Source organism: Agromyces sp. NPDC057865 (assembly GCF_042796995.1).
GTDB lineage: Bacteria > Actinomycetota > Actinomycetes > Actinomycetales > Microbacteriaceae > Agromyces.
Window position 1 is genome coordinate 121,810 of sequence record NZ_JBHVMJ010000001.1, and the last position, 22,521, is coordinate 144,330.

Here is a 22,521-nt window from a genome sequence, read left to right on the forward strand (position 1 = left end):
AGACTCCTTCGTCTTCGGTGCGGGTGGTCGGGGGTCGGTGTCAGCCGGTGAGATCGCCGTTGCGGGCGATCACGCGGCCGTCGCGGATGACGCGGGCGGGCGCCGGGCGGTCGACGACGACCTGCGCGAGGCATTCGCCGTCGAACTCGAGGCGGTCGGACGAGTCCGCGTCGACGGGTCCGGCGGGCAGGCCGAGCAGCTCGGCGCCGGCGCGCGAGCAGGCGTCGTAGGCGAGCTCGAGGTCGACGTCCGTCATCGCGTCGGTGCGGTACGCGAGCAGGTGGGCGCGGTCGACCATGCTGCCCGTGCCGAAGGGCGTCCACGAGTCGCGCACGCCGTCGGAGCCGATGGCCACGCGCACGCCGCGGTCGCGCAGGAACGCCACGGGCAGCACGGGGTCGCCCCCGAGCGCGCAGGTGGTGAGCCACACCCCGGCGTCGGCGAGCGTGTCGGCGATCGACGAGAGCGCGTCACCGGATGCCTCGGCGACCGCGAAGGCATGGCTGATCGTGACGCGACCCTGCATGCCCTCGGCGACCGCACGTGCGGCGATGCGACGGGTCTCGTCGAGGCCCGGCTCGCCACCGTCGTGGAGGTGGATGTCCACGTCGACGCCGTGCGTGGCCGCGAGCCCGAACACCGCGTCGATGTGCCCGTCGAGGTCCTGCTCGAGGCCCACGGGGTCGATGCCGCCGACGAGGTCGGCACCCTCGCGCAGCGCCTGGTCGAGCAGGTCGAGCGTGCCGGGCGCGGTGAGCAGGCCCTGCTGCGGGAAGGCGACGACCTGCACGTCGAGCCGGCCGCCCAGGCGTTCGGATGCCGCGCGCACCCCGTGCACGTTGGCGAGCCCCTGGGCCGGCCCGACGTCCACCTGCGCGCGCACCGCCCGGGTGCCGTTCGCCACGGCCGTGCGGAACAGCGCGAGTGCGCGCTCCTCCACCGATCGGGTGGACGCGGCCTGCGTGCGCACGTCGTGCTCGATGAAGTCGCGCAGCGTCGCCGCGGGCCGCCGGGAGAGCCACGGCCCGCCCCACGACGACTTGTCGGGGTGGACGTGCGCGTCCACGAGCGGCGCGGCGACGACGACGGTCGTCGGGTCGGATGTCGCGGACACGGTCACCTGCTTCCTCGAACGGAATTGCTCGAACTCGAGACTGTCGTCCGAATTCGTCAGATGATATGGTTATCACACATCTTCGCGAGAGGGAACCCGCAATGCAGCAGATCGCACGCGTCTCATTGGTCGACACGGTCGTCGAACGGCTCCGTGCCGAGATCAAGAGCGGCGAGTGGCCGATCGGCAGCAAGATCCCCACCGAGGCCCGGCTCGTCGAGTCGCTCGGCGTGAGCCGGCCCTCCGTCCGCGAGGCCGTCCGCTCCCTCGTGCAGCTCGGCCTCCTCGAGACCCGCCAGGGCGACGGCACCTACGTGGTGGCCGACGACGAGACCACCGTCGCACTGCAGCACGCGATCGACGGCGCCGACGACGCCGAGGTCGTCGCGGTGCGCCGTGCGCTCGACGTCGTCGCGGCCCGCGAGGCGGCGGCGAAGCGCACCGACGCCGACCTGCGACAGTTGCGCGATGCCCTCGACGGGCGCGCCGCCGCGGTCGCCGCCGACGACCTTGCCGCGTTCATCGACCACGACGTGGCCTTCCACATCGGCATCGCCCGCGCCTCGAAGAACGCGCTGCTCACCGGCATCTACCTGAGCTTCGAGCCGTCGCTGCGCGACTCCGTGGCCCGCACGAACTGCATGGCCGTGTCCGACGACCCCGAGGGCGGGTTCCACGAGGCGCTGTTCGCCGCGATCGACGGGGGCGACAGCCCGGCCGCGACCGCTGCCGCGCTGAGCGTGCTCGACGACCACGAGCAGCAGTGGCATGGGTCGCAGGACTGACCCGCGCCAGCACGGCCACCGCTCCACCGTCGTCGCCTCGGCCGCACTGGTCGTCGCCGCGGGCCTGAACCTCCGCGACCCGATCACGAGCGTCTCGGCGACGCTCGACGCCGTGTCCGCGCACTACGGGCTCTCACCCGCCGGCGCCGCGGTGCTCTCGAGCCTGCCGGTGCTGCTGCTCGCGGTCGGCGCGCCGCTCGGTCCGCTGCTCGACCGCCGGTTCGGCCCCGAGCGGTCGGTCCTGGTGATCGCGGCGGCGCTCGTGCTCGCCGTCGCGCTGCGCCCGATGGGCACGGTCGCGCTCTTCGCCGGCACGATCGTGGCGGGCGCGGCCATCTCGGGACTCAGCGTGCTGATGCCGCGCGTGATCCACGACCGGCTCGGCTCGCGCGCGGGCCTCTGGTCGGGCGTGTTCTCCACGAGCTTCGGCGTGAGCGCGGCACTCGGCGCCGGCTTCACGGTCCCCCTCGTCGCCGCGTTCGGCTCGCTCCCGCTCGCCCTCGCAGCCTGGGCGGTGCCGGCGCTCCTCGTGGTCGCGGTCGCGGCGATCGCGGTCGGGCGCGCCGGTCGACGGACGACGATGCTCGCCACGGCGGGGCGGCCGCGGCATCCGCTGCGCGCGGGCCGGTTGCTCTGGCAGGTGACGGCGTTCTTCGGATGCCAGGCGCTCGTGTTCTTCGCGACCGCGGCCTGGCTGCCGACGCTCTACGTCGACCGCGGCGCCACGCCCGAGCACGCCGCGGCGCTGCTGGCGTGGCTCAGCCTCGCCGGACTGCCCGCCTCGCTGGTCGTGCCGGTGATCGCCGGGCGGATGCCCCGCCAGCACGTCCTCGTCGCCATCGCCGCTGCGGGAACGCTCGTCGGCCTCGCCGGGGTGGCGCTCGCGCCCGTCGAACTCGCCCCCGTCTTCACCGGGGTGCTCGGACTCGCGCAGGGCGCCGCGTTCGGCCTCGGGGTCGCCCTCATCGTGCTCAAGGCGCGGAGCGACGTCGCCGCCTTCTCGGCGTTCGCGCAGGGGTTCGGCTACGCGTTCGCCGCGCTCGGTCCGCTGGTGCTCGGGCTGCTGCACGCGGCCGCGGTGCCGTGGGTCGGGGCGGTCGGCGTCCTCGCGGCGGTCGTCGGCGGCGAGGCGATCGCGGGATGGGCGGCCGGGCGGCACGTGGTGGAGCGAGGCACTTCCGCCGGCGGTTTCGCGCTCGACGCGGCATCCGGTGCCGACGCAGAGCACGCGAACGATGCGGCATCCGTTGCAGCGGCCGACACCGACGCGGTCGGGGCATCCGAGCGATGACGCACGAACTCTCGCCCACCGCGGCGACCGAACCCCTCGACCTCGTCATCCGCGACGCCGACGTGCTCGCCTGCTTCGACGACGCCGGCACCGAGCTTGCCGGCGGATGGCTGGCGATCGACGACGGTGTGATCGTCGGGCTGGGCGATCGAACGACGACGCCGCCCGCGGCGCGGGAGGTCGTCGACGCGCGCGGCTGCGTCGTGCTCCCCGGCCTCGTCAACGCGCACCAGCACCTGTACCAGAACCTCACCCGCGCCTACGCGCCGGCCGAGCAGGTGGAGAGCCTCACCGACTGGTTCTGGACGTACTTCACCGCGTGGGCCCGGCTCGACGCCGACGCCGCGGCGATCTCGACGACCGTGGGCCTCGCCGAACTCGCCCTCAGCGGCTGCACGACGAGCGCCGATCACCTGTACCTGCACCCCGAGCCCGCCTTGATGGACGCGCAGATCGAGGCGGCCCGGGCGGTCGGGCTTCGGTTCAGCCCGGTACGGGGATCGATGACGATCGGCCCCGACGATGGCGGCGTCTGTCCGCCCGGACTCGTCGAGCGTCTCGACGCGGTGCTCGACGAGACCGCGCGGCTCGTCGCCGAGTACCACGATCCGTCGCCGGACTCGTTCGTGCGGGTCGGCGTCGGGCCCAGCACGCTGATGAGCAGCTCGGCCGACGCCATGGTCGAGTCGCGCCGGCTGGCGGAGGCGCTCGACGTGCGGCTGCACAGCCACGTCGCCGACGATCCCGACGAGGAGGCGTTCGTCCGGGCGCGTTACGGTCGGCGGCCGCTGGAGGTGTTCGAGGACCTCGGCTGGCTGAGCGACCGCACCTGGCTCGCGCACGTCGTCTACCCCGACGAGCGGGAGGTCGCGATGCTCGCCGCGACGGGCGTCTCCGTCGCGCACTGCCCGAGCATGACGATGATCGACGGCGGACTGCCCGGCGGTCCGCCGCCCATCCGGCCGATGCTCGACGCGGGCGTGAACGTGGGCATCGGATGCGACGGCGCGACCGCCGCCGACCACCAGTCGCTGTGGCTCGAGACGAAGCTCGCGATGCTGCTGAGCCGGCAGCGCGAGGGACGCGCCACGGCCATGAGCGCCCGCGACGCACTGCGGATGGCGACGCGCGGCGGCGCCCGTGCGCTGGGTCGCGAGGGCGAGATCGGGCAGCTGTCGATCGGCGCGAACGGCGACGTGTCGGTGTGGCGTGTCGACACGCTCCCCTACGCGGGCGTGCTCGCCGATCCGATCACCGGGCTCATGCAGTGCGGGCCGGCGTGGGCCTGGCACACGGTCGTCGGCGGACGCTTCGTCGTGCGCGACGGGCAGCTGCGGACGGTCGACGTGCCGCGGTCGCTCGAGCGGCACCGGCGGGCGTCCGAGCGGATCCAGCTCGGACGCTGAGCGGTCCTTCCCATCGGGCCGCGCTGAGCGTAGGTTGCGGAGCGGGGGTGGTCGACATGCGCACGCTCATCGTCGTGGAATCCATCTGGGGCAACACCGAGGCGATCGGCCGCGCGATCGCGACCGGCATCGGCGGCGACGTCGAAGTACTGGGCACGGATGCCGCGCCCGACCGCATCCCCGACGACATCGACCTGGTCGTGGTCGGCGGCCCCACCCACGCGTTCTCGATGTCGACGCCCGCGACCCGCAAGTCGGCGAAGGAGCAGGGCGCGGAGCACGTGCCGATCCGCGGCATCCGCGAGTGGCTCGACGGGCTCGCCACGCCGACGCAGCCGCCGCGCGTGGCCACGTTCGACACCCGGACGGTGTCGCCCCGGCTACCCGGCTCGGCCGCGAAGAAGGCGATCAAGCACCTCGTGCGCCGCGGGATGCAGCCCATCGCGAAGCCCGAGACCTTCGGGGTGCACGGCTACTCGGGTCCGCTCGCCGACGGGGAGACGGCGCGCGCCGAGCGCTGGGGGCGCGAGCTCGTTCGGTCGATGTCGCGGTCGTCCGCGGGTTGAGGAGCCAGCGAAGCAGGCGTCTCGAAACCCGCTCGCCGCGCAGGGGGTTTCGAGACGCGTCCGGCTCCGCCGGGCGCTCCTCAACCACCGGACTTGTCCGGCTCCGCCGGGCGCTCCTCAACCACCGGAGTCGTCCGGCTCCGCCGGGCGCTCCTCAACCACCGGAGTCGTCCGGCTCCGCCGGGCGCCCCTCAACCCTCGGGCGGGGTCAGCGGTGGTCGATGTCGAGCCGGATGCGACCGCGGAACCGGTCGGGATCGTCGTCGTCCGCGGCATCCGCGGCGAACGCGATGCCCTTGTCGCCGTCGCCCGGCGAGGGCGCGGGCGCGGGGAGTCGGCTCTGCCGATCGAGCTCGACCGCGGCCTCGTGCTTGCGCGGCGCGAAGACCTCGTCGCCGATCATCATGACGCCGCCGCCACCGCCGCCACCGCGTCGCGTCTTGTCGGAGAGGTCGATCCAGCCGAGCCGCACGGCGAGCCAGCCGAAGGCCACGACGACCACGGCGATGCCGACCCAGATCCACCAATCCACCCGGCGATTCTAGCGGGCGTCGCTGAGCCTTCCTCGACGGGGTGCCCGCGGCACTCGTCACTCGGTGTCAAGCGGTGCGGATATACGATCCGACTCGCCCCGCATCGGGCTTCGTCGGCGGGGTGTCCGATCGTATATCCGAAGCGCTTTGCAGCGCGGAGTCGATCACGCGGGATCAAACGGATCGGAGCACGCCCGACTGCGGCTCACGGCACGCGGTAGAGCCACTCCCGCGTCGAGAACTTCGACTCGACGAGGGCCTCGGCCTCGGCGCGCTCATCGTCGGCGATCTGCCCGCGCGTCGCGCCGTAGAGGTCGGTGAACGTCTGCTTCAGGCTCTCGATGATCGCGCCACGGCTGAGGCCCGTCTGCGAGCGCAGCGGGTCGACGCGCTTGGCCGCCGACGCGATGCCCTTGTCGCTGATCTTCTCGCGACCGATGCGCAGCACCTCGAGCATCTTCTCGTTGTCGAGGTCGTACGCCATGGTCACGTGGTGCAGCACACCGCCGGAGCCGAGGCGCTTCTGCGCGGCGCCGCCGATCTTGCCGAGCGGGCTCGCGATGTCGTTGAGCGGCTGGTACGTCGCCTCGATGCCGATCGCACGCAGGCCCTGCAGCACCCAGTCGTCGAGGAACGCGTACGAGTCGGCGAAGCTCATGCCCTGCACGAGCTCGGACGGCACGTAGAGCGAGTACGTCACGACATTGCCGCGCTCCATCATCATCGCGCCGCCGCCCGAGATGCGGCGCACGACGTCGAACCCGTACTTCTCGGCGCCCTCGGGATCGACCTCGTTCTTCACCGACTGGAAGCTGCCGATCACCACGGCCGACTCGTCCCACTCCCAGAAGCGCAGCGTGGGCTTGCGGCGGCCCTCGCCGACGCGCGTCGCGAGCACCTCGTCGAGCGCGAGGTGCAGCCGCGGGGACACGGCGGGCTCGTGCACGATCTCCCACTCGTAGTTCGCCCAGCTCGTGGCATCCGTCATCGCTCGACGCACGGCCACGGCGATCGCGTCGGCCGAGAAGCCGAGCATGACCGCACCCGGTCGAAGGCCAGCGGTGATCGCGGCCGAGAGCTGCTTGGCATCGGATGCCGCGGGCAGGCCCTCGAGCGCCGCGTCGATGTCGGCGAGCGCCTCGTCGGGCTCGAGGAAGAAGTCGCCCGCCACGCGGGGATTGCGGATCACCCCGTCGACGACGTCGAAGTCGACGACCACGAGCTTGCCACCGGGCACCTTGTACTCACCGTGCATGGGCTCCAGCCTACGGATGCCGCGGGGCTCGTCGAGCCCGTTTCGCCCACGGCGAGAGCGGGCCCTGCTCGCGCGCGACCGACGGTGCTAGCGTGCCGCCATGACCACGTTCTTCCTCGCCCGCCACGGCGAGACCGTGTGGCACGCCGAGCACCGCTACGCCGGCAACTCGGACGTCGCGCTGACGCGACACGGGCTCGGGCAGGCCGCCGCGCTCGGTGCCTGGGCGGTCGACGCCCAGCTCGACGCGATCGTCGCCTCGCCGCTCAGCCGGGCGCAGCGATCCGCCGCGCCGTCGGTCGAGACGACCGGCCTCGAGCTCCGGACCGACGAGCGGCTCGTCGAGATCGACTTCGGCGTCGCCGAGGGCCTCACGCCCGACGAGATCGCCGCGCAGTACCCCGAGGAGTGGGCGGCGTTCCGCACGGCGCCGGCGACCAATCCGCTGCCCGGCGGCGAGAGCGGGCTGGCGGGCATCGCGCGTGCGCTGCCCGTGTTCGACGACCTCCACCGCGAGTTCCCCGACGGCCGGGTGCTCCTCGTCGGACACGCGACCCTCATCCGGTTGCTGTTCTGCCAGCTGGCGGGCATGGACCCCGACGGCTACCGCGACCTGTTGCCGGTGCTCGGCAACTGCCACCTGACGACGATCGTCTATCCGTGGGCGACCGAGTCCCGGGCGATGCACCACCCGCGGATCCGACTGCTGGGGTTCGACGTGCCGCCCGCGCAGGCGCACATGGGCGCGGTGCTCGGCGCCTGAGGCATCGGCGTCGGCGCCGTTCGCCTCAGTCGACCGCGAAGCGCTCGTCGAGCCAGCGGACGAGGTCCTCGCGAACCTCCTGGCGATTGATCTCGTTGAAGACCTCGTGCCGTGCGCCCTCGTAGACGATGAGCGTCGCGTCGACGAGGTGCGCGCGGCGCACGAAGTCCTTCAGGAGCGCCTTCGCGCTGCGCTCCCCGGCCACCGGATCGTCGGAGCCGACCATGACGAGCAGCGGCAGCTCGCTCGGGATCTGCTTCGACGGCCTCGTGATGAGCGAGAACGACTGCGGCCAGCCGAACAGCTGCTGCAGCGTGCGCTCGGTCGTGTACGGGTCGCGCATGAACTCCTCGGCGACCTGCGGATCGCGGCTCAGCCACTCGACCGGGGTGCCGCCCGGCCGGGCGAACCGCTTGTTCAGGTCGCCGGTGTTGGTCCAGCCGAGCTGCAGCCAGGCGGTGCCGGTGAGCACGACCGCGTCGTAGCGGTCGGGATGCCGGTTCACCACGTGCTGGGACATGAACGATCCCCACGAGTGGCCGAGCAGCACGAGCGGCACGTCGCCGCCCTCGGCGTCGCGGATCACGTCACCGAAGCGCTCGAGGCCCGCGATCGCGGCACCCATGCCGCCGGGCCCCGGACGACCCATGCGGCTCAGGTCGCCGCCGTGCTGCTCGAAGCCGGTCTGCCCGTGGCCCCGGTGGTCGTCGGCCCACACGGAGTAGCCGGCCGCGTTCAACGCCTCGATCAGCTCGCGGTAGCGGCCGATGTGCTCGCCGATCCCGTGCGCCAACTGGATGACGGCGTTCGGCTCGGGCACGCGCCACGACTCGTAGTGGATCCGGACTCCGTGGTCGTCGGTGAACGTCGGCATGCCGACATCATGTCAGGCGCGACATCCGCTGCCCTGTGATGTTCGCAATTCAGGTGCGCCCATGTTCGCAATTCAGGTGCGCCCTCGGCATGTCGGCCCGACACGCCGGGCCGGCGCACGACGACACGCCTCCGCACCTGAATTGCGCACGACGCAGGTCGGGTTGGCCGCACGCGACGCGGCCGCCGAGGCGCGGCATCCGCTCGCGGGCTCAAGCGACGCGGGTGACCTCGACCGAGACGAACAGCTCGGATGCCCCGGGGCCCGCGTACACGCCCCGCAGCGGGGTGACGTCGCTGTAGTCGCGTCCACGGCCGACGAGGACGTGCAGCTCGCCGACCTCCTTGAGGTTCGTGGGGTCGTAGCCGCGCCACTCCCCCGCGAACCACTCGACCCAGGCGTGCGACTCGCCCACCACGGTCTGCCCGATGTCGGCGTCGGGATCGGGGTGCAGGTAGCCCGACACGTAGCGCGCGGGGATGCCGACCGAGCGCAGCGCGCCGAGCGCGACGTGCGCGATGTCCTGGCAGACCCCCTTGCGCTCGTCCCAGGCCTCGGTCGCGGTGGAGTGCACGCCCGTGACGCCGCGCACGTACTCCATGGCGCCGCCGACGGCGCGGCTGATCTCGAGCGCGGTCTCACCCACGGGCGCGCCCTCGGCGGCGATCTCGCGCGCGAGCTCCGCGACCTCGGGTGGCGGGGTCGTGGCATCCGAGAACGACGACGCTTCGACGAGCCCGATGGTCGACCCTGCCGCGACCTCGAGCTCGTCCCAGGAGAGTTCCGACCGCGGCACGGGCGACGGTCGGACCTCGACGAGGCTCGTGGCCGTGACCGACAGCTCGCGGTGCGGCGTCAGCACCTCGAACGTGGAGACGCGCGTGCCCCAGTAGTCGAGGTACGAGTGCTGCGTGGCTCCCGGCCGGATGTCGAGGCCGGCCTGCAGCACGAACTGCTCGCCGCCCGAGTGCGGCAGCATGCGGGCCTCGTTGTACGACGCGGTCGCCGGTTCCTCGTAGGTGAAGCCCGTGCGGTGCACGATGCGGATGCGGCTCACGAGACCTCCCCGATCCAGACCGGTGCGACGCTCGCGGGGAAGTACCGCTGGCGGATCGCCTCGCTCGCGCCCGACACGACATCCTGCACGTGCTCCATGTTGCCCGATAGGTCGGTGAGGATCTCGGCGATCGGACGGTACTCGAACTCCGAGCGGATCTGGCCGAGCAGGCGCCTGGCCTGATCGGTGACGCCGACCCGGCCGGCGCGCGGATCGATCTCCCGGAGCGAGTCCTCGGCACGGATGACGCTCGAGATGATCGACCGCGGGAACAGCCGGTCGAGCAGCAGGAACTCCGCCGCCGACTGCGTAGACGGCACTCCGCGGTAGCTGCGCAGGTACGCCTCGTAGCCGCCGCAGCTGCGCAGGATCGTGGTCCAGCTCGGGCCGCTCGCCTCGGTCAGCGACCGAGTGGCGAGCAGCCGTGCGGTCATGTCGGCGCGCTCGATCGAGCGTCCGAGGGAGAAGAACTGCCACGCCTCGTCCCGGCTCGTGGCGGAGTCGACGACGCCGATCGCGAGCGCCGAGCGGTCGCGGACCCACCGGAAGAACTCGTGCGTCTTGTCGTGTGCGACGCGTCGCGGCATCCGTGCGTTCGTCTGGTTCAGGGCTTCCCACAGCTCCGTCGAGACGATCTCGCGGGCGCGGCGGGCGTTCTCGCGGGCGGCGGCGATGGAATGCGCGATCGAGGCGGGATGCGTGCGGTCGACGGCGAGGAGCGCGATGACGTCGTCGCGGGTGAGGCTCGCGCCCGGCTCGGCCTCGGAGCCCATGACCGAGAGGAGGGAACGGCAGGCGGTGTCCTCGTCGATCCACGGGTCCTCGAGGAGGAGCTGCAGGTGCACGTCGAGGATGCGCGCGGTGCCGTCGCTGCGCTCGATGTAGCGGCCGATCCAGAAGAGGGATTCGGCGATGCGGCTCAGCATGCGGGTGCCTCCTCCTCCGGTCCCGGTGGTCGAGTAGCGCCGTCGCGGAGCGGCGACGCGTATCGAGACCTGGTGACGCGTGCTGGGTCGCCAGGTCTCGATACGCGGCCGGCTTCGCCGGGCGCTACTCGACCACCGGGGGCAGCGCCGGGCGCTCCTCGACCACCGGACTGCTGCTGTTGCTGCTGTTGCTGTTGCTGCTGCTGCTGGCGCACCGGGGCGTCCTCGTCCTGCGGGGAGGCCTCGGGGCGATGGCTGCGGTGCGGCGCCGCCCGCTCGGCCTCGACGACGGGCGTCGACCCGGTCGGCGCGACCACCACCGGTGCCGTCGCCTGGTCGGCGACGACCGAGCCGGCCGTGTGCCGCGCCGGCACGAGGCCGGCGATCGGGCCCGTGATCGTCGTGTCGTCGAGCACCCAGGTGTCCTTCGACCCGCCGCCCTGGCTCGAGTTCACGACGAGCTGGCCCTCGGGCAGCGCGACGCGGGTCAGGCCGCCGGGCAGCACCCACACGTTCTCGCCGTCGTTGACGGCGAACGGGCGGAGGTCGGCGTGGCGGGGGCGCATGCCGTCCTCCACGAGGGTCGGGATCGTCGAGAGCTGCACGACGGGCTGCGCGATCCACCCACGGGGGTCGGCGAGGAGCCGGGCGCGCAGGTCGGAGAGCTCGTCGCGCGAGGCATCCGGACCGACGACGAGGCCCTTGCCGCCCGAGCCGTCGACCGGCTTCACGACGAGCTCGTCGAGTCGGTCGAGCACCTCGGCGAGCGCCTCGGGTTCCTCGAGCCGCCAGGTGTCGACGTTGGGGAGGATGGGCTCCTCGCCGAGGAAGTAGCGGATGAGGTCGGGCACGTAGGTGTAGACGAGCTTGTCGTCGGCCACGCCGTTGCCCACGGCGTTCGCGATGGTCACGTGGCCGAGTCGCGCCGCGAGCATGAGCCCGGGCGCACCGAGCACGGAGTCGGGCCGGAACTGCTGCGGGTCGAGGAACTCGTCGTCGACGCGGCGGTAGATCACGTCGACGCGGGTGGGGCCGGCCGTCGTGCGCATCCAGACGCGGCCGCCGGAGCAGAACAGGTCGCGGCCCTCGACGAGCTCGACGCCCATGAGCCGCGCGAGCAGCGTGTGCTCGTAGTACGCCGAGTTGTAGACGCCCGGCGTGAGCACGACCACGGTCGGGTCGTCGACGCCCTCGGGCGCGCTCGCGCGCAGCGCCTGCAGCAGCCGGTTCGGGTAGTCGCCGACCGGACGCACGCGCATCGAGGTGAACAGCTCGGGCAGCGTCTGCGCCATGACCCGGCGGTTGGAGATGACGTAGCTCACGCCGCTCGGCACGCGCACGTTGTCCTCGAGCACGCGCCACGCGCCCTGCTCGTCGCGGATGACGTCGATGCCCGAGACCTGGATGCGCACGCCGTTGGCGCTCACGATCCCCGTCGCCTGCCGGTGGTAGTGCGTCGACGAGCTGATGAGCGCGGCCGGGATCACGCCGTCGCGCACCGCGTGCTGCGGCCCGTACACGTCGGCGAGGAACCGCTCGAGCGCGCGCACGCGCTGGGCGACGCCCGCCTCGACCATGCTCCAGTCGGATGCCGCGATGACGCGTGGCACGGCGTCGAGCGGGAACGGCCGCTCCTCGCCCGCGAAGTCGAACGTGACGCCCTGCGCGAGGTACGAGCTCGCGAGCGCCTCGGTGCGGCCGCGGAGCTCGTCCTGCGTCATGGCGGCCAGCGCAGGATAGAGCTCGCGGTACGGCTCGCGGACGGCGGCCGCGTCGGCGGGGAACATCTCGTCCCACGGCTGCGTCGCGCGCTTGCGGGCCGCCGCGCGGGTCGCGGTGTAACCGTCGAAGAGCGTTCCCATGACGGAAGGTTTCCACCCGACGATTACCGGGATGTTTCCGACACGCGACGGGCGCGGCATCCGCTCACGCTCGCCACCCTCGTCAGCCTCGTCACCGTGCGCAATTCAGGTGCGCACCCGGCGTGTCGGCCCGACCCGCCGACGATCAGCGCACCGACACACCTCCCGACCTGAATTGCGCACCACCCACCGCCACCACGACCGGAGCACCGAGCCTCCGAAGCATTTTGTTTAGCAAGGCTAATGAGCTAGGCTAATGATCCATGGCCACGATCGCAGAACAGAGCTCGGAGCTGCGCCTGGCGACCTTCCGGCTGGGCCGCCGGATCCGCGCCGAGAAGTCCGTCGAGGCCCTCTCCGACGGCCAGCTCGCCGTGCTGGGCAACCTGTACCGCAACGGCACGCAGACCCTCGGCCAGCTCGCCGAGCGCGAGCGGGTGTCCGCGCCGTCGATGAACCGCACCGTCAACTGCCTCGAGGAGGGCGGCTACCTGACCCGGGTGGCCGACGACGTCGACCGTCGCAAGGTCAACATCGCTCTCAACGAGGCCGGCCGGGCCGTCGTGAAGGAGACCATCTCCAAGCGCGACGCCTGGCTCACCAACCGCCTGCGCGAACTCTCCAGGGAGGACCGCGAAGTGCTCGCCCGAGCCGCAGAACTGATGGGAGGACTCGCCACCCTGTGAGTGCCATGTTCCGCTCCCTCGCCAGCGCCGACTACCGAATCTGGTTCGTCGGCGCACTCGTCTCCAACATCGGCGCCTGGATGCAGGCCACCGCCCAGAACTGGGTGGTCCTCACCGAGCTCACCGCGAACGACGCCCTCGCCGTGGGCATCACCATGGCGCTGCAGTTCGCCCCGCAGCTCCTGCTCGTACCCATCACCGGCCTCATCGCCGACCGGTTCGAGCGACGCAGGATCCTCATGGTCACGCAGACCTGCCTCATGCTCCTCGGCCTGGCGCTCGGCCTCCTCCTCATCTTCGGCCACGCGCAGCTCTGGCACCTCTACGGCTTCGCCCTCGCGCTCGGCATCGTCAACGCCGTCGACACCCCCGCTCGCCAGACCTTCGTCGCCGACCTCGTGTCGGGCTCCGACATGTCCAACGCGGTCGCCCTCAACTCGGCATCCTTCAACGCGGCGCGCATGATCGGCCCCGCCGTCGCGGGCCTGCTCATCGTGCTCGTCGGCTCGGGCTGGGTCTTCGTCATCAACGCCGCGACGTTCCTGGCGGTGCTCGTCTCGCTCTGGCTGCTGCGCGACATGAAGGTGCGACGGATGCCGCGAGTGAGTTCCCGCGGCCAGTTCGTCGCCGGGTTCCGCTACGTCGCCGGCCGTCCCGACCTCGTGATCGTGTTCGTGATCGTCTTCATCATCGGCGCGTTCGGCATGAACTTCCCGATCTTCTCGTCGACCATGGCCGTCGAGTTCGGACGCGGCGCGGGCGAATACGGCCTGCTCAACTCGATCATCGCGATCGGCTCGCTCACGGGGGCGCTGCTCGCCGCCCGGCGCGAGCGCGCCCGCATGCGGGTCATCATCCTCGCGTCGGGCTTCTTCGGGGTCGCGGCCCTGCTCGCCGCACTCATGCCGACCTTCTGGACGTTCGCCGCGTCGACCATCCTCATCGGCTTCGGCGCGGTCACGATCCTCACGACCGCGAACGGCTACGTGCAGACGACCACCGAGCCCGACCTCCGCGGCCGGGTCATGGCGCTCTACATGGCGATCCTCGTGGGCGGCACGCCCATCGGCGCCCCCATCGTGGGCGCCGTCGCCGCGCAGTGGGGTCCGCGCTGGGCGCTCGGCGTGGCCGCGATCGCGGCGGGCGTCGCCGCGCTCATCGGCCTGGGCTGGCTCGTGTTCGCCCGGGGCATGCACCTGGCGCGGCATCCGCAGGTCGGGTGGCGGCCGGTGCTGCAGTTCGCGGATGCCCCGACGGCGGCCATCGCGGTCATCCCCACGCGGCCCGTGCACGTCGTGCCCGCCCAGCCCCGACCGGTCCCCGAGGACTTCTCCGAGCAGGTGGCGCTCACGTCGCCCATCGCGCTGCCGCGGCATCCGCTCGCCGACCGCGAGGCGTCGACCCACGACGCGACGCACGACCCGACGCACCACGTGCCGCCCCACCACGAGCCGTTGCCGCCCGAGGTGGCGCACCACGCGCCCTCGCAGCACGAGCCGTCGCGGCACGTCGCCGCCCCGCGCCCGCGTTCGTCGCACGAGCCGCGACCGTCGAACGCGGGCTGCCGGCCGGCGGCCGACTAGCACCGAGTCGGCTACCCGTCGAGCTGCCCGCGTCGCCCGGTGAGGTAGGCGACCTCCGCGGAGTTGCCGGCCAGCTCGATCGCGCGATCGTAGGCCGCGCGGGCCTCAGCCGGGCGAGCGAGTCGCCGCAGCAACTCGGCGCGGGCCGCGTGGAACGCGTGGTAGCCGTCGAGCGCCTCCCCGAGCCGGTCGACCGCGTCGAGTCCGGCCTCGGGTCCGTCGAGCTCGGAGACCGCGATCGCCCGGTTCAGGGCCACGATCGGGCTCGGGTCGATGGCGGCGAGCCGGTCGTAGAGGGCGACGACCTGCGACCAGTCGGTGTCGCGGGCGTCGGGCGCGGACGTATGGACCGCGCCGATCGCGGCGAGGACCTGGTAGCGGCCGGGGACCGCGTCGCCGCGGGCCACCACGTCAAGGCGCTCGCGCACGATGGCGAGGCCCTCGGCGATCATCGCGCGGTCCCACGTGCTGCGGTCCTGCTCGTCGAGCGGCACGAGCTCGCCCGAGGCCGAGACCCGCGCCGAGGCGCGCGCCTCGGTGAGCAGCATGAGGGCGAGGAGCCCGGCGACCTCGCCGTCGCCGGGCAGCAGCGCGTGCACCAGTCGCGTCATCCGGATGGCTTCCGCGGTGAGGTCGCGGCGGACGGGGTCGGACTCCTCGCCCGAGGCGAGGTAGCCCTCGTTGAAGACGAGGTAGAGCACGGCCAGGACGCCCGCGACGCGCGCGGGAAGGTCCTCGGCCTCGGGGACCCGGTACGGGATGCGGGCGGCCGCGATCTTGTCCTTCGCGCGAGTGATGCGCCGAGCCATCGTGCCCTCCTGCACCAGGAACGCATGGGCGATCTCGGCGACGGTGAGCCCGCCGATCATGCGCAGGGTCAGCGCCATCCGCGCTTCCATCGAGAGCGCCGGGTGGCAGCAGGTGAAGAGCAGGCGGAGCCGGTCGTCCTCGACGGCGCCGATCGGCTCGGGCGGGCTGTCGTCGTGCAGCACGAGCGCCTCCTGCTGCTTCGAGGCCCGCCGCGCCTCTCGCCGCAGTCGATCGATCGCCTTCCGATTGGCCGTGGTCGTGATCCACGCGCCCGGATTCGGGGGCACGCCGTCGCGCGGCCACCGCTCGACGGCGGTCGCGAACGCCTCGGCGGCCATCTCCTCGGCGAGGTCGAGGTCGCCGAACCGTCGGGCGAGCGAGGCGACGACCCGCGCCCACTCGTCGCGGTGGACGCGCGTGATGGCCGCCTCGACGATCGCCCGATCCATCCGACCAGACTGCCGCAGATCGGGGCGGATGGCTCGCAACCCCTTGACCTCGAAGCCGAGGCATGCTCAGGGTGGACGGGTCCGTCGCACACGATTCGGCGGGCGAGCCGGAGCGTACCCACGCCCTGGCACTGCAACGAAGCAGGGAGAAACCGTGAAGAAGCACACAAGAGTCGCGGTGGGGATCGCGGCGGCCACGGCCGCCATCACCCTCGCCGCAACGGGCACGGCATACGCGGCCGTTCCAACCGACACGACCGCACTGCGCAACGCCGTGACCGCCGACGGCATCATGCAGCAGCTCGCCGGACTCCAGGCGGTCGCCGACGCCAACGGCGGCACCCGGGCGAGCGGCACCCCCGGGTACGACGAATCCCTCGAGTTCGTCCAGACCCAGCTCGAGGCCGTGGGCTACGAGGTGACGGTCCAGCCGTTCCTGTTCAACTCGTTCCGCGAGCTGTCCGATCCCGTCTTCGAGCAGGTCTCGCCGGATCCCACCACCTACGTGCCGGGTGAGGACTTCTTCACCGCCGAGTACTCCGGCAGCGGCGACGTGGAGGCCCCGCTCGAGGCCGTCGACCTCGTTCTGCCGCCCGGGGCGCAGGCCAGCACCTCGAACAGCGGCTGCGAGCCCGAGGACTTCACCGGCTTCACCGAGGGCAACATCGCCCTGGTGCAGCGCGGCACCTGCGACTTCTCGGTCAAGGCCCAGAACGCGTACGACGCCGGCGCAGCCGGGGTCATCATCTTCAACGAGGGTCAGGAGGGTCGCACCGAGACGCTCAACCCGACGCTCGGCGACCAGTTCAGCGCCGACCTGCCCGTCATCGGCACCTCGTTCGAGATCGGCAACGACCTCGCGACGCTGCTCGAGCAGGGCGAGGTCGTCATCCACCTCCAGACCGAGACGCAGATCGAGCGGGATGTGCAGACCTACAACCTCATCGCGGAGACGCCGACCGGTCGCGACGACCGCGTCGTCATGGCCGGCGCCCACCTCGACTCCGTGCCGGACGGCCCGGGCATCGAGGACAACGGCACGGGATCGGCGACGCTGCTCGAGACCGCGATGCAGATGGCCGAGCTCGGCATCCAGCCGCGCAACACCGTGCGCTTCGCCTGGTGGGGCGCCGAGGAGGCCGGCCTCGTCGGCTCGCAGTACTACGTCGACTCGCTCGACAAGCGTGCCGCGAAGAACATCCAGCTCTACCTCAACTTCGACATGATCGGCTCGCCGAACTACGGCCGCTTCATCTACGACGGCAGCGGTGACGCGTTCGGCATCAAGGGACCGGCGGGGAGCGGGAACATCGAGGGCATCTTCGAGCAGTACTTCGCCTCGCAGGGCCTCGCCTCGGAGCCGACCGCGTTCGACGGACGTTCGGATTACGACGCGTTCATCGCCGCCGGCATCCCGGCCGGTGGCCTGTTCACCGGAGCCGAGGACGCCAAGGAGGCGGACGAGGTGGCCCTCTATGGCGGCCTCTCCACCTTCGAGGGCGAGCCGGTGTCGTACGACCCGTGCTACCACCAGCCGTGCGACAGCATGGACCCGATCGGCGACGGCGCGGACGCCGACCTCTACGAGGCACTGAATGAGGCATACGACGGCGCGCTCGAGTGGAACAACGAGATCACCAACGTGAACACGCAGGGACTCGAGGAGATGGCGGATGCCACGGCGCACGCCATCCTCACGTTCGCGATGTCGACGAGCGCGGTGAACGGCACGGCCAAGGCCTCGCCGAACGCCATGCAGCACGGCGAGCGGGTCGGCGAGCACTTCCGGCGCTGACCGCCCGCACCACCTGATCGGCCTCCCGCGCCTCGCGTGCGGGAGGCCGATCCGGTCTGCGGCCCGAGCGGATGCCCCGCCGCCGCGATCGCGCGATGCGACGACACGCACGGCTGTCCGCGGCATCCGCGGCGGTACGCTGGCACGCACGTGCCCGCGGCCCCTGGGCCCGCGACCGCCGCGCGACGAGGAGGAGCGACGCATGACCGAACGCAACTGGGCGGGCAACTATGCGTACCGCGCCCCGATCGTGCAGGCGGGCTCGATCGAGGACGTGCAGTCGCTCGTGCGGGCGGGCGGGCGGATCCGCGCGCTCGGCACCCGGCACTCGTTCAACGACCTGCCCGACACCGACGGCACGCTCGTGTCGGTCACCGGCATCGATCCGGGCTTCGTGCTCGACGAAGAGGCCCGCACGGTCGAGGTCGGCGCGGGCACGCGGTACGGCATCCTCGCGCGCTGGCTGCACGAGCGCGGCTGGGCGCTGCACAACCTCGGCTCGCTGCCGCACATCTCGGTCGGCGGCGCGACCGCGACGGGCACGCACGGCTCGGGCGACCGCAACGGCGTGCTCACCACGGCGATCCGCGCGATCGAGTACGTCGACGCGACCGGCGAGCTCGTCCGGGTCGCGATCGGCGAGTCCGACTTCGCCGGCCGGGCCGTGGGCCTCGGCGCGTACGGCATCATCGTGCGGCTGACGCTCGCCGTCCAGCCCGCCTACCGCGTGCGCCAGGACGTGTACACCGACCTTCGGTGGGATGCCGCGCTCGAGGACCTCCCCGCGATGACGGGCGCCGGCTACAGCGTGAGCCTCTTCACGCGATGGGGCGGCGACGGTGCGGGCCAGCTCTGGGTGAAGACGCTCCTCGACCGCGACGACGCCCCGGTCGTGGACGACCTGCTCGGCGCCCGGCGGATGCTCACGTCGGCGAATTCGATCGGCGACGCGATCGCCGACAACCTCACCGAGCAGGGCGGGGTCCCCGGTCCGTGGCTCGAGCGCCTGCCGCACTTCCGGCTCGACGCGACGCCGTCGAACGGCGACGAGATCCAGAGCGAGTACTTCGTCGCGCCGACCGACGCGGCCGACGCGCTGCGCGCCGTGCGCACGCTCGCCGACCGCATCGCGCCGCACCTGCTCGTGAGCGAACTGCGCACGGCGGCGCCCGACGACCTCTGGCTGAGCGGCGCCTACGAGCGCGGGCTCTTCGCCATCCACTTCACCTGGGCCAATGAGCCCGAGGCCGTGCTCGGCGTGCTCCCCGAGATCGAGTCGGCGCTCTCGGACTTCGCGGTGCGCCCGCACTGGGGCAAGGTGCACACGCTCGGGCGTGAGGACCTCGAGCCCACCGTTCCCCGGCTCGCCGACGCGCGAGCGCTCTACGAGCGGCTCGACCCCGAGGGCGTGTTCACGAACGCGTACCTCGAGCGGGTGGGCGTGCGCGAGGCGCGCTGACGCGGCATCCGACCGCTCGACGGCGAACGGAGACGGCGAGCGGCGCCGACGACCCCCGCTACCGCGCCCGCGTCGAGTCGCGCACCACGAGCTCGGGCTGGAACACCACCTGCTCGGGCGTGAACCCCTCGCCCGACGCCGCCTCCTTGAGCAGCAGGTCGACGGCCGTGTAGCCGATGAGCGACGCGGGCTGCCGGATCGACGAGAGCGGCACCACGGCCGCCGACGCGAAGTCGATGTCGTCGTAGCCGATGAGCGCGACGTCGTCGGGCACGCGGACCGAGCCGAGCATGTTGAGCGCCTGCAGCACGCCCATGGCGAGCAGGTCGTTCGCCGCGAAGACCGCATCGGGGCGCTCGCCCGCCGCACGCTCGCGGATCGCCTCGCCCGCCGCGCGACCCTCCAGCACGGTGAGCGACTCGGTCTCGATCACCTCGAGCGTCGCGTCGGGCTCGGCCTCGACCGCGCGCCGTGCGCCCGCGAGGCGGTCGGCGACCTGCCGGATGCCCATGGGCCCGCCGATGAACGCGATGCGGCGGCGGCCCGTCTCGATGAGGTGGCGCACGGCGAGCTCGCCGCCGACCACGTCGTCGACCGAGACCGACGAGAGGTTGCGGTCCTCCGAGACGCGGTCGACGAGCACGACGGGCGTGTCCCGGCCGCGCAGGCGCTGCAGCCGCGTCTCGTCGTCGCCGAGCGGCGAGATGAGCACGCCGTGCACGCGCTGCTCCTCGAAGAGATCGAGGTACGCGCGCTCGCGGTCGCCGTTCTCGTCGCTGTTGCCGAGCAGGATGGTCATGTTGTCCTCGGCGGCCCGGTCCTCGGCGCCGCGGGCGACGTCGGTGAAGAACGGGTTGCGCACGTCGAGCACGACCAGCCCGATGCTGCGGCTGCGGCCCGCCCGCAGCTGCCGCGCGGCGTCGTTGCGCACGAATCCGAGCTCGTCGATCGCGGCCAAGACGCGCGCCACGGTGTCGGGCGCGACCTTCTCGGGCCGGTTGAGCACGTTCGAGACCGTGCCCACCGACACGGATGCCGCGGCCGCCACGTCGCGGACACTCACTGCCATCTGCTGCCTCCCCTGGCGGCCGCGCACGCGGACTCCGCCCAAGCCATGATCGCAGCCCGCGCCCCTCAGGCGGGCGTCACGAATGAAACGTTTGCATCATGCCCCGGATGCCGCGGCATCGGCGGCTCCCCCGCCGACGTCCGCCGAAGGCGGCTGCGCCCACTCCACGGTCGCGGGACCGGGCACCGCGTGCCCCTCGCGCACGAGGACGGTGCCCGCGGGCACCTGCACGGTGACCGTCGATGCGTCGGCGATCACGACGATGTCGCCGCTCGGCGCGGGCACCACGGCCGACGCCCACGCGAGGTCGCCGAGGTCGGGCTGCACCGCGAACCGCGACCAGCCGTCGTCGAGCGGCCGCAGGCCGAGCACCGCCTCGGGGAGGATCGCCGCGGGTCCGGACGCCCACGCGTGGCACAGGCTGCGACCGAACGGGCGTCCGTACATCGCGAGCGGCTCGTCGTCGAGCGTCGCCTCCTCCCAGAACGTGCCGGGTCCGCGGTCGAGCATCGCACCCCACGTGGCGCGCACCTGCTCGAGTACGGCCGGTGCATCGCCGGCGGCGAGCAGCGCCCGCAGACGGAACGCCGTCATGAACGGCGTCCCCGCGACCCCGACCCGGATGGCGTCGGTGACCCCGTCGGGCACGTCGCCGTCGTGCATGCCCGCGAGCACCGCGAGGAAGTTCGCGTACCGCGCGGGCCGGCGCGACTCGCGTGCGTCGAGGTAGTCGGCCCACCGCCCGTTCCGGGCGAGCCACGCGCGTTCGCGCAGCGTCGCCTCGAGCGTGTCGGCGAGCTCGCTCCATCGGGCCGCTCCCGGATGCCCCGTGCGCTCGAGCACGCGCTCGGCGCTTCGGAGGGCCCAGTACCAGAGCATCTGCAGCGCCACCGGGTCGCGTCCGTGCTCGAGCGCGAGCCCCCAGTCGAGGAAGACCGAGCCCGGTCCGGAGTCGACGAACCCACCACGCTGCGCGGCCGGACGGAACACGCCGTCGTGGCCGGCGTGCTCGGCGAGGTCGGCGACGAACCGGTCCAGCCGGTCCGCCTCGGCGAGCGCGAACGCCTCGTCGCCGAAGCAGCGCAGGCGCAGGTCGGCGTTCACGACCTGCCAGAGCGAGTAGTCGGCGATGCCGTTGACGTACCCGTGCTCGGGGCGGCCCAGCGCGACCAGCCCGTCGGCCACGACGCCGCCCTCGCCGAGCGCGAACGCGTTGGCGAGCGTGCTCAGCGCTTGGTCGCCCGCCCACGGCATGCGGTCGCGCTTGATGCCGTCGATCATGAGGCCCTGCATGCAGAGGCGCAGCGTGTACTGCGCCGCCGCCCAGATCCGGGTGAGCTCCTCGTCGGAGCACGCGAACGCGCCGGGCCGCTCGACCACGTGCACCGAGGCGCGCACCGCGACCGACTCGGGCGGGGCATCCGATCGCACGACGAGGTACCTGAAGCCCAGCGGATGCCGCGTGGTCCACCCGCCGTCGGGCAGCTCGACCAGGTCGTGGCGGGTCTCGTGCGTCGCGGGGTCGGCCAGCGCCTCCGCGATGCTCTCGCCGCTGGACACGCCGGGTCGCGGCCCGGGCGGCAGCACCGGACGGCCGAGCACCGGCGCGCCGACGTCGTAGAGCGCACCAGTGTCGTCGAGCCCGTCGCGGATGCCGCGGGCCACGACCTCGACCGTGCCCACCGGGGCGAGGTGCGGCGGCGCGTCGCCGCCCGGCCGTGGCCGCACGTCCTCCCACGCACCGTCGGCGACGCGCGCGCGCCAGCCGCGGAGCGGGACGCCGGGGTCGATCGCGATGGCGGGGACGTGCCGGTCCGAGGCTGCGAGCTCCAGCTCGAGCTCGGCGTCGGCACGGCGCAGGGGCAGTTCGATCGCGTGGGAGCCCGCGGCATCCGACGGCTCGAGCCCACCGATGTCGACCGGCTGCCCGTCGACGGTCGCGGCGACGAGCGTGCCCGTGACGCGGAGGCGGGCCGTCGCGGCATCCGTCGCCCTGGCCGTGAACGCGACGCGCTCGGCCACCTGTCCGTGGTTGCGGGGGTAGTGCACGTGCCGGTTCGCGGCGAAGCCCTCCTCGACGAGGCGGGCCAGCTGCGCGAGCTCGTACTGGCCCGGCCCGTAGAGCCAGGTGGTGCCGCCGGGCGGCGGCACCACGGCGTCGTCGGCGAAGGGCTGGGGCGAGCGGTCCCGCACCCACCGCCGCACACCGTCGGCGGTGCGTGGCGGCATCGGGTCGGC

Annotated in this window: 19 protein-coding genes; 9 read left to right on the forward strand and 10 right to left on the reverse strand. The window is 72.7% G+C overall.

The features are described from left to right. Positions 1-40 precede the first annotated feature (40 nt). Positions 41-1,114: an amidohydrolase gene (locus ACFVN5_RS00535; RefSeq protein WP_376952673.1), complete on the reverse strand. Its 1,074-nt coding sequence runs from the start codon at positions 1,112-1,114 to the stop codon at positions 41-43. 101 nt (positions 1,115-1,215) lie between these two features. Here ACFVN5_RS00535 and ACFVN5_RS00540 point away from each other — a divergent pair, with 101 nt between their 5' ends. The 4 genes from ACFVN5_RS00540 to ACFVN5_RS00555 are packed head-to-tail and all read left to right on the forward strand — an operon-like array spanning position 1,216 to position 5,162. Next, positions 1,216-1,899, forward strand: a complete 684-nt coding sequence (locus ACFVN5_RS00540) for a FadR/GntR family transcriptional regulator (RefSeq protein ID WP_376952674.1) — start codon at positions 1,216-1,218, stop codon at positions 1,897-1,899. After that, positions 1,883-3,190 (forward strand): MFS transporter, encoded by a 1,308-nt coding sequence (locus ACFVN5_RS00545; protein ID WP_376952675.1) that lies wholly within the window; start codon positions 1,883-1,885, stop codon positions 3,188-3,190. Before ACFVN5_RS00540 ends, ACFVN5_RS00545 begins: the two co-directional genes overlap by 17 nt. Next, complete coding sequence (locus ACFVN5_RS00550; RefSeq protein ID WP_376952676.1) at positions 3,187-4,596, forward strand: amidohydrolase family protein; 1,410 nt, start codon at positions 3,187-3,189, stop codon at positions 4,594-4,596. The genes ACFVN5_RS00545 and ACFVN5_RS00550 overlap by 4 nt, the downstream gene beginning before the upstream one ends. Before the next feature lie 56 nt (positions 4,597-4,652). Then, entirely contained in the window at positions 4,653-5,162 is a 510-nt protein-coding gene (locus tag ACFVN5_RS00555; protein WP_376952677.1) for a flavodoxin family protein, read from the forward strand. Positions 5,163-5,370: 208 nt separating this feature from the next. Here the strand turns inward: ACFVN5_RS00555 and ACFVN5_RS00560 are convergent, their stop codons facing one another. Next, on the reverse strand, positions 5,371-5,694 hold the full coding sequence (locus tag ACFVN5_RS00560; protein WP_376952678.1) for a hypothetical protein: 324 nt from the start codon (positions 5,692-5,694) through the stop codon (positions 5,371-5,373). 206 nt (positions 5,695-5,900) lie between these two features. Then, complete coding sequence (locus ACFVN5_RS00565) at positions 5,901-6,950, reverse strand: biotin/lipoate A/B protein ligase family protein (RefSeq protein WP_376952679.1); 1,050 nt, start codon at positions 6,948-6,950, stop codon at positions 5,901-5,903. Between the two features lie 100 nt (positions 6,951-7,050). Between ACFVN5_RS00565 and ACFVN5_RS00570 the strand changes: the two genes are divergently transcribed. Continuing rightward, a complete protein-coding gene (locus tag ACFVN5_RS00570) occupies positions 7,051-7,713 on the forward strand; it encodes a histidine phosphatase family protein (RefSeq protein WP_376952680.1) in 663 nt (220 codons plus the stop codon). Between the two features lie 25 nt (positions 7,714-7,738). Here the strand turns inward: ACFVN5_RS00570 and ACFVN5_RS00575 are convergent, their stop codons facing one another. The 4 genes from ACFVN5_RS00575 to ACFVN5_RS00590 form a co-directional block, all read right to left on the reverse strand. Further along, entirely contained in the window at positions 7,739-8,587 is an 849-nt protein-coding gene (locus ACFVN5_RS00575) for an alpha/beta fold hydrolase (protein WP_376952681.1), read from the reverse strand. 211 nt (positions 8,588-8,798) lie between these two features. Next, positions 8,799-9,644 carry a transglutaminase N-terminal domain-containing protein gene (locus ACFVN5_RS00580; protein WP_376952682.1) on the reverse strand — a complete coding sequence of 282 codons (846 nt, stop codon included), beginning with the start codon at positions 9,642-9,644 and terminating at the stop codon, positions 8,799-8,801. Beyond that, a complete protein-coding gene (locus ACFVN5_RS00585; protein WP_376952683.1) occupies positions 9,641-10,570 on the reverse strand; it encodes an alpha-E domain-containing protein in 930 nt (309 codons plus the stop codon). The genes ACFVN5_RS00580 and ACFVN5_RS00585 overlap by 4 nt, the downstream gene beginning before the upstream one ends. Then, entirely contained in the window at positions 10,564-12,432 is a 1,869-nt protein-coding gene (locus tag ACFVN5_RS00590) for a circularly permuted type 2 ATP-grasp protein (RefSeq protein WP_376952684.1), read from the reverse strand. Before ACFVN5_RS00590 ends, ACFVN5_RS00585 begins: the two co-directional genes overlap by 7 nt. A gap of 263 nt (positions 12,433-12,695) precedes the next feature. Here ACFVN5_RS00590 and ACFVN5_RS00595 point away from each other — a divergent pair, with 263 nt between their 5' ends. Together ACFVN5_RS00595 and ACFVN5_RS00600 are read left to right on the forward strand one after the other, a co-directional pair. Next, a complete protein-coding gene (locus tag ACFVN5_RS00595; RefSeq protein WP_376952685.1) occupies positions 12,696-13,118 on the forward strand; it encodes a MarR family winged helix-turn-helix transcriptional regulator in 423 nt (140 codons plus the stop codon). A 5-nt stretch (positions 13,119-13,123) separates the two neighbouring features. Continuing rightward, positions 13,124-14,701 (forward strand): MFS transporter, encoded by a 1,578-nt coding sequence (locus ACFVN5_RS00600; protein WP_376952687.1) that lies wholly within the window; start codon positions 13,124-13,126, stop codon positions 14,699-14,701. 11 nt (positions 14,702-14,712) lie between these two features. Here ACFVN5_RS00600 and ACFVN5_RS00605 read toward each other — a convergent pair whose 3' ends face one another. Further along, complete coding sequence (locus ACFVN5_RS00605; RefSeq protein ID WP_376952688.1) at positions 14,713-15,960, reverse strand: RNA polymerase sigma factor; 1,248 nt, start codon at positions 15,958-15,960, stop codon at positions 14,713-14,715. Positions 15,961-16,114: 154 nt separating this feature from the next. Between ACFVN5_RS00605 and ACFVN5_RS00610 the strand changes: the two genes are divergently transcribed. Together ACFVN5_RS00610 and ACFVN5_RS00615 are read left to right on the forward strand one after the other, a co-directional pair. Next, complete coding sequence (locus ACFVN5_RS00610; protein ID WP_376952689.1) at positions 16,115-17,755, forward strand: M20/M25/M40 family metallo-hydrolase; 1,641 nt, start codon at positions 16,115-16,117, stop codon at positions 17,753-17,755. A 202-nt stretch (positions 17,756-17,957) separates the two neighbouring features. Further along, the gene (locus tag ACFVN5_RS00615; protein ID WP_376952690.1) at positions 17,958-19,214 is read left to right on the forward strand and encodes an FAD-binding protein; all 1,257 of its coding nucleotides are present in this window, start codon (positions 17,958-17,960) and stop codon (positions 19,212-19,214) included. A 58-nt stretch (positions 19,215-19,272) separates the two neighbouring features. Here the strand turns inward: ACFVN5_RS00615 and ACFVN5_RS00620 are convergent, their stop codons facing one another. After that, on the reverse strand, positions 19,273-20,283 hold the full coding sequence (locus ACFVN5_RS00620) for a LacI family DNA-binding transcriptional regulator (protein ID WP_376952691.1): 1,011 nt from the start codon (positions 20,281-20,283) through the stop codon (positions 19,273-19,275). A gap of 96 nt (positions 20,284-20,379) precedes the next feature. Next, entirely contained in the window at positions 20,380-22,512 is a 2,133-nt protein-coding gene (locus tag ACFVN5_RS00625; protein ID WP_376952692.1) for an alpha-L-rhamnosidase C-terminal domain-containing protein, read from the reverse strand. Positions 22,513-22,521 lie beyond the last annotated feature (9 nt).